The sequence below is a fragment of the Vibrio sp. 5S239 genome, from assembly GCF_041439575.1.
GTDB classification, from domain to species: domain Bacteria; phylum Pseudomonadota; class Gammaproteobacteria; order Enterobacterales; family Vibrionaceae; genus Vibrio; species Vibrio kanaloae.
The window spans coordinates 74,972-83,771 of sequence record NZ_JBGOOM010000013.1 but is presented as its reverse complement, the minus strand read 5'-3'; the positions used below and the strand labels follow the sequence as shown (position 1 = coordinate 83,771).

Genomic DNA, 8,800 nt, shown 5'->3' with positions numbered 1-8,800 from the left:
GAACCGTATCCGTGCCATCTGACACATCAAAGCTGAAGTTCACATCACCATTGAAATTTTCGTTTGGTGCGAAGCTGTAGCTTCCATCGCCGTTATCAGTAAGAACACCGTCCGCACCGGTGTAAATGATACCTTCAACTGATAAGTCGTCCCCATCAATGTCTGTCGTACCGGTTAGCAAATCTTCATCGGTAAAGTTAAAGATACCATCTTCACCAATGCTGAACGTTTGAGCTTGTGGCTGTGGTAAATCGTTAACTGGATTCACTGTTAGGTCTGCGGTAGCGACGAACGTATCCGTGCCGTCGTTGATGTCGAACGTAAGGTCAATATCACCATTGAAGTTCGCATCAGGCGTAATGGTAAAGCTACCGTCATCGTTTGCAGTAACTATCGCATCACCACCAACGGTTAAGTTAGCCGCTGTTAGGTCATCCCCTTCAATATCACTAGCTTGAGCAAGTAATTGCTCTTGGCTTAAGGTAATTGACCCGTCTTCTTCAACACTATATGCCAAGTCACCAGACACTGGTACATCATTGATAGGAAGAACATCAACCGCAATGTAGGTATCAACTTGAGCACCGTCTTCATCTTGAATGGTCACATCCAACTGCACTTGGCCGTTGAAGTTTTCATTCGGAGCGAAGCTACATGTACCGTCACCATTGATTGAGAAAATACCGTCTGGGCCGTCGTAGTTGATCTCAACGAGCTCTACGTCACCTTCAATATCTGAAGCATTCAGCAGAATTTGAGACTCATTAAAGGTCAGTACCGAGTCTTCATCGATGGTGTATGACGTTGGACCAGCAACTGGCGGATCGTTCACTTCTAGAACGGTAATGCCTGCTATAGTCGATACGGCGGCATCGTCTTCATCCACAACAACCACATCAAGGCTAACTTCGCCATTGAAGTTCTCGTTTGGAGAAAAGGTATATGTACCGTCACCGTTAATTTCCAGAACACCGTCACTGCCAGTGTAAGTCACGCTATCAATCGCGACTTCGCCTTCGATATCCGAAGAGTTCGCTAGCAATTGTTCGTTACTGATTGTGATGGAGTTGTCTTCATGAACCGTGTAAGACGTGTTACCCGCAACAGGTGGGTCGTTCTCTGGCGTCACGCTGACATCAATGTTAGCGGTTACCGTATCGGTACCATCTGATACATTGAACGAGAAGTTCACATCGCCATTGAAGTTTTCATTTGGTGCGAAGCTGTATGTGCCATCGCCATTATCAGTTAAGACACCGTCTGTGCCAGTATACGTTACACCTTCAACACTTAGGTCGTCTCCTTCAATGTCCGTCGCACCTGTTAATAGGTCTTGGTCATTGAAAGTTAACACACCATCTTCGCCGACTGTGAATGTCTGGTCTTGTGCTTCTGGACCATCGTTCACTGGTGAAACCGTTAACTCTAGGTTGGTAGAAACAACATCATCACCATCAGACACATCAAACGTAAAGCTAACATCGCCATTGAAATCAGTATCTGGCGTTAATGTGTACGTACCATCACCGTTATCGGTAATCGTAACGCTCTCATCATCGGTTGCTAAATTCAGAGCCGTCAGCTGGTCGCCATCGAGATCACGAGCATTGGCTAACAAGTCTTCTTGCGTAATGGTGATAGAACCATCTTCTTCTACTGTTGCAGCAACAGGCAGTGCTTCAGGTGCGTGCTCAATGTGCGCGCCTGTCGCGTTAATGTAGATGGTTTGAGAAACCGTTTCAGAATCATCATTCGATAGCTCTGTTGCGGTTGCCGTTACATGAACTTCAAGCTGTTCGTTAAAGTCTTCTGGTAACTGGATTTGTAGTGAATTTTCGATAGCCGTTGTTGGTAAGTTCACCGTACCATCAGGGCCAACCGTCACTTCACCGCTGTAGATTTGGCTATTCACTTCACCCACATCGATTGTGAAGTTGAAATCGGCATAGTCAGCATCACCGCCGCCATAAAGATCTTCAAACCCATAGACTAGCTCGCCACCTTCATTGACCGTCGTGCGAGTATGTTCGAGGCCATCTTGGTTTAACTGAGAGCTTGAACCGCCATGGAAGATCGCATCACCATTCTCACCTTGAACGACAGTTTCTGTTCCATCGGCACCAATAAAGATAAGCTGAGGATCTACTGTATCCATGTTTGCTGGCGAACCATCTTCAGCACGGAACTCATACTGACCTTCTTGCATCGCGTTAAAGTCGTTGTGCTGATGTCCGTTTGGAATCAAGAACAGGTTGAAGCTTTCACCTTCTGCAACTTGGAAGCTGAATTGATCTTGCCCTGGGACAAGGTCACCGCCACCACCAACTTGTGATGCGTTTTCGTAAACAACTTCAACACCTGTGATGTTTCCATCTTCATCAACTTTGTAGTAACCGGCTGCGTTTTGGTAGCCTGCGGTTTCGCCTTCAAACGTTACTGTGATTTCAGTATCGTTGTAACTGGTGATACCGTTTTCTTGGTCATTCAGAACGCCTTCGTTATCGTATTGGATAACCGAGCCTTCTGGCACACCATCTACCGTTACAGTGAGTGTTTCAGACAAGTCTTGGTCGACAAGTGCCGCAGCAATGTTAAGTTCAACAATACCGCCTGGCTCAACCAGAATAGCTTCATCATCAACGTTAACACCATCTCCATCAGTGATAACTAAGTCAGGCGCATCAGCTACGGCTTCAATGTGAACATTAATGTCTTGTTCAACTTCATCCGTACCGTCTGTAACCGTAAAGCTGAACTGCAGATCACCACTGAAGTGCTCTTCCGGAACAAAGCTGAACGTGCCATCACCGTTATCGGTGATTGTGCCTTCATCGCCAGAGTAATTGATGCTAGTAACGCTGAGGTCGTCGCCATCAATATCAATCGCACCGCTCAACAGATCCTCTTGAGTGAACAGGATGCTGCCATCCTCTTCAATGTGGTACATGCCTGGGGCAACAATTGGAATGTCATTCACCGGATTCACGGTCAATGTCATATCATTAGACGTGCTCAGCTCACCGTCGCTCACCTCATAAGTGAATGCAATATCACCGTTGAAGTTTTCAGAAGGTGTCACTGTGTACGTGCCATCACCATTGTCTACAATGCTGGCATTTGGATCATTGGTTTCAAGCGAAGTAGCAAACAGCTCATCGCCATCTTGGTCACTCGCGTTCTCCAACAACATCTCTTGTGTAACCAAAATTGAACCATCTTCGTCGACATCCGCAACCATTGGAGTTGCTTCTGGCGCATCATTGACGAACTCAACTTTCAGGTCGATGTTTGCGGCAACCACATCAGTGCCATCGCTAACGTCAAACGCTAAGTCAACGTTACCGAAGAAGCCCTGCTCTGGTGTTAATGTGTATGTTCCATCGCCGTTGTCTGTGACTTCTACCGTGTCGCTTGCGCTCGTCACATTCACAACTGACAGTTCATCACCTTCAACGTCTGTCGCTTGTGCCAATAGTTCAGCTTCGGTAATGGTAATGGCTTGACCGTCTTCCGTAGTGAAAGACATGTCCGGCACATCTGGAGCATCATTGATTGGATTCACGGTTAGGTTAAGGTCGGCTGCGACAGTCTCAATTGCGTCAGTAACATCGTAGGTAAACTCAATCTCACCAAAGAAGTCAGCACTTGGTGTGATGGTGAAGCTACCGTCTGAGTTTTCTGCGATAACGGCATTGGGATCATTGGTCGCTAAGTTAACCGCTTGAAGGTTATCACCATCGATATCCGTTGCGTTCGCTAACAAGTCTTCTTGCGTAATGGTAATTGAACCATCTTCATCAACAGCCGCTTCAACTGGACCGCTAACTTCAGGGCCTTCGTTGACAATTTCAACGTCGACTGTAGCAGTGCTTGGTGCACTTGCTTGACCATCACTGATATCGAAGGTCAGATTCACTTCACCAGAGAAGTTCTCTGTAGGTTCGAAAGTGAATGTGTTGTCGCCATTATCCGTCAGCGTACCTTGCGTTTGGTCTGCAAGTAATAGGTTTTCGACATGAAGAATGTCGCCATCGACATCGGTAGCACCAGACAATAGATCTTTCGCTTCGATGATCATCGAGCCGTTTTCAAGCATTTGGGTGTGTAATGGTTCGCCCGGAACCGGCACATCATTGACCGGCACAACCGTTAGGTCTAGGTGCGTTGCCACTTCATCGGTGCCATCGAAGACTTTGTAGTCGATGTCGATTTCACCATTGAAGTTTTCATTCGGCATGAAGGTAAATGTACCATCGCCGTTGTCGATTAGGTCACCATCATCACCACCGTAAGTGATGTCAGAAATAGACAGCGCATCGCCTTCAACGTCTGTGGTGTTCACCAGTAAATCATCAGCACTGAACGTGATACCTTGATCTTCGTCTGTCGATAGGACAATTGGGCCAGAAACGATTGGCGCATCATTTACTGATTCGAAGTTGATGTTGATGATGTTGCTGTCTGTAAGCTCACCATCGGTAACTTGGTAACCAAGTTCGATTTCACCATGAAAGTTTTCACCTGGTGTTACTGTCCAAGTGCCATCACCATTATCGGTGAGTGTTGCATGCTCTGAGTTTTCACCCACCAGCTCAAGGTTTTGAATATCAAGATCATCGCCATCAATGTCTGATGCCTGTGCCAGTAGCTGCTCTTCGGTAATCACAACAGAAGCAAACTGAGCAGAACCTTCAGTGTCAACCGTGATATTCGGAAGATCAGCCGTTAGCTCGATTTCGCTGTCACCGGCATGGATGTTCAACTCAACCGTTTCCGTGATTTCAGAGCCGTCTACGCCAATCGAAGTAAACACAGCCTCATCAGGACAAGTTTGTGACACTGTCATGTTTTGAACCACGTAAGTACCATTGCCTTGTACTGTACCGAGCTCAAAGTAAGACACTGGCTCACTTGTGGTCAGGGTATAATCCGTTTCGTAATTACTGCGATCTTCTTTGTGATAAGTCATCGAGTCGATTAACTCGCCATCATCATTGAAAGCGCGAATTTCTACTTCAGTAAAGTGACGCGACTCTTCCATGAACCAGCCACCCAAACCATCTAAGTGGAAGCTGATTTCGTTGATGTCTTGACCTTCAACCGAAACAGTCAATTTCTCATCACCACTTAGGCCTTGACGGTCGGTATCACCGATCCCATGACCAATGTGGGTATTGCCATTCCATGCACCAAGAGGCTCATCATTACTTTGAACCGTGACCGTTAAGTCGCCATCCGAGAATTCACGAGTATATGGGTCCACTTCTGTGCCCCAGTCGTCTACGCTCGCATTATCATCGAAGGTACCAATTTGCGTGGTATGTGTGCCCTCAGCTAACGCGCCTTCACTTGGAACAAAGCGTACTTCTGTGTCAGCTGGTACCTCTTGTCCTACTTCCAGTACCACCCATTCGTCATTCACATTCGCTTCAATGATGCCGTTTTCTGGCGCTTGGTCTAAACGTAGTGCAGGTTCTTCACGAAGCGTCACACCAACCGTTTGATCTTCTTGCGCTTGGATGAAGATCTCTTCGCCCGCTTCTGGCGCATCATTAACTGGATTAACCGTTAGGTCGAGTGTAGTCAGAACTTCATTCTCACCATCACTGATGCTGTATGTGAAGTCCAACTCGCCATTGAAGTTTTCTGTGTGCGTGATGGTGAATGAACCATCGTCATTCGCAACAATTATCGCGTCTGGATCGTTGGTTTGTAGGTTAGATGCCGTTAAATCATCACCTTCAATGTCGGTTGCGTTTGCAAGCAACTGCTCTTGAGTAATAGTGATGGAGTTATCTTCGTCTACCTCTGCCTGAATGCCAGACGTTTCAGGTCCGTCATTCACAGCGATAACATCGATGCCAGCGGTTGTGGTTGCGGTTGCACCGTCTTCGTCAACGACAACAACATCTAGTGAAATATCACCATCGAAGTTTTCATTTGGCGTAAAGGTGTAAGTACCATTGCCATTATCAACAAAAGAGCCGTCATCACCGGAGTACGATACTCCTGACAGTGATACATCGCCTTCTACATCGGAAGAGTTTGCCAATAGTTGCTCGTCACTGATCGTGATTTGGCCATCTTCTTGAACTGTGTAAGATGTCGATCCCGCTACCGGCGGATCATTCTCAGGCGTAACGCTGACATCAATAACAGCTGATGTTGAATCAGTACCGTCAGAGACATCGAATGAGAATTGAACATCGCCATTGAAGTTCTCGTTTGGTGCAAAGCTGTATGTGCCGTCGCCATTATCGCTAAGAACACCATCTGCACCTGTGTAGAGCACGTTTTCAATCGACAGTTCATCACCATCAATATCTGACGCGCCTGCAAGTAGGTCAGCATCGGTAAAGAGTAACGTACCGTCTTCTTCAATCGTGAACTGTTGATCTTGCGCTTGTGGCAAGTCATTTAACGGGTTCACTGTGATATCAAGACCAACTTGAACCTCACCACCATCGTTATCGACGATATCGAAGTTCAGATCTAGGTCACCGTTGTAGTCGGCGTTAGGTGTAATGGTGTAGCTGCCATCATCATTGTGTTGGATGGTCGCATTTTCATCAGTAGATAGATTGATAGCTTCTATATTGTCGCTATCGATATCACCTGCTCGTGCTAGCAATTGCTCTTGGCTTAGCGTGATGGAGCTATCTTCATTGATGGTGTAAGCCAAATCGCCCGATACTGGCGCATCATTGATTGGCAATACATCAACGTTAATGTGTGTTTCAACCGTTGCGCCATCTTCATCTTGAATGGTCACACCCAGTTGAACCTGACCATTGAAGTTTTCGTTGGGTGCAAAGCTGCATGTACCATCACCATTTACAGTAAAGATACCGTCCGAGCCATCGTAGTTAATGCCAACGAGCTCTACCTCGCCTTCGATATCCGAAGCATTGACAAGAATCTGAGATTCACTGAACGTCAGAACCGAATCTTCGTCAATGGTGTATGACGTTGGACCCGCAACGGGAGGATCATTCACTTCTAGAACGGTGATGCCCGCAGTGGTTTCATCAATCGAACCGTCTTCATCGGCAACAATAACGTCAAGGCTGATATCACCACTGAAGTTTTCATTAGGAAGGAAGGTGTAACTGCCGTCACCATTATCTTGGAACACACCATCTGTGCCGCTGTAAGTTACGCTGTCAACCGACACGGCACCTTCAACGTCAGAAGAGTTTGCTAGCAGTTGTTCATCAGAAATTGTGATGGCATTGTCTTCATTGACCATGTATGAGGTTGAACCCGCAACTGGCGGATCGTTCTCAGGAGTCACACTCACATCAATGTTAGCGCTGACTGTATCTGTGCCATCAGACACATCGAAACTGAAGTTCACATCGCCATTGAAGTTTTCATTTGGCGCAAAGGTATAAGTACCATCACCGTGGTCGGTCAGTACGCCATCACCACCTGTATAGCTAATACCTTCAACGGTTAAGTCATCGCCATCAATATCGGAGGCACCGGTAAGTAGGTCGGCATCTGTAAATTGAAGCGTACCGTCTTCTGCAATACTGAATTGTTGGTCTTGAGGAACCGGCAAGTCATTAACTGGGTTAACAGTAAGATCGGCGGTTGCTTGAACCGTGTCAGTACCATCAGTGATGTTGAATTGAATATCAATGTCACCATTGAAGTTCGCATCTGGAACGATGGTAAAGCTACCATCATCATTGGCGGTTACTGTTGCGTTACCATCTACCGTTAAGTCGCTCGCGGCTAGGTCTTCACCCTCAACATCAGACGCTTGAGACAACAGCTGATCTTGGCTCAGTGTGATTGAACCATCTTCGTTAACGTTGTAAGCCAAATCATCGGATACTGGTACATCATTGATTGGCAGTACGTCAACATTGATGACGGTTTCAACTTCTGCACCGTCTTCATCACGGATGGTGACATCAAGCTGAACTTGGCCATTAAAGTTCTCATTCGGTGCGAAGCTACAAGTGCCGTCACCATTTACCGAGAAGATACCGTCAGGGCCGTTGTAGTTAATACCAACAAGCTCAACATCCCCTTCTACATCAGAAGCATTCAGTAGCACTTGTGACTCACTGAAAGTCAGTACTGAGTCTTCATCAATGGTGTAAGACGTTGGGCCTGCAACCGGCGGATCGTTCACTTCAAGAACATTGATACCCGCGGTCGTCGCGTCCGTCGTGCCATCTTCATCAGCAACAACCACATCCAGTGCAATTTCACCGCTGAAGTTCTCATTTGGCGAGAAGGTGTAAGTGCCGTTACCATTGATTTCGAGGACACCATCACTACCAGAGTAAGTCACGCTATCTATCGATACATCACCTTCAATATCTGAAGATGTTGCCAATAGTTGTGCATCAGAAATGGTAATCGAGTTGTCTTCATTCACCGTGTAAGACGTTGAGCCCGCAACAGGCGGATCGTTCTCAGGAGTCACGCTAACATCAATGTTTGCAGACACGGTATCAGTACCGTCTGACACATCGAAGCTAAAGCTCACATCACCATTGAAGTTTTCGTTTGGCGCAAAGCTATATGATCCCTCACCCAAGTCAGTCAATACGCCATCAGTGCCTTCATAGGTGATGCCCTCAACCGTCAGGTTATCACCTTCAACGTCTGTCGCGCCTGTAAGCAGATCCGCGTCTGTGAACAGTAAAGTACCGTCTTCTGCAATACTGAACTGTTGATCTTGAGGTACTGGCAGGTCATTTACTGGGTTAACGGTTAGGTCTGCAGAAGCTTGAACGGTATTGGAGCCATCAGAGATATCGAAGCTGATATCGATGTCGCC

General features: G+C 46.7%; 1 protein-coding gene. It reads right to left on the bottom strand.

Features of this window, described 5'->3' with window-relative positions:
- Window positions 1-8,800 (bottom strand): tandem-95 repeat protein (locus ACED48_RS12105; RefSeq protein ID WP_371726451.1); only part of this gene is annotated, 8,800 nt, incomplete at both ends.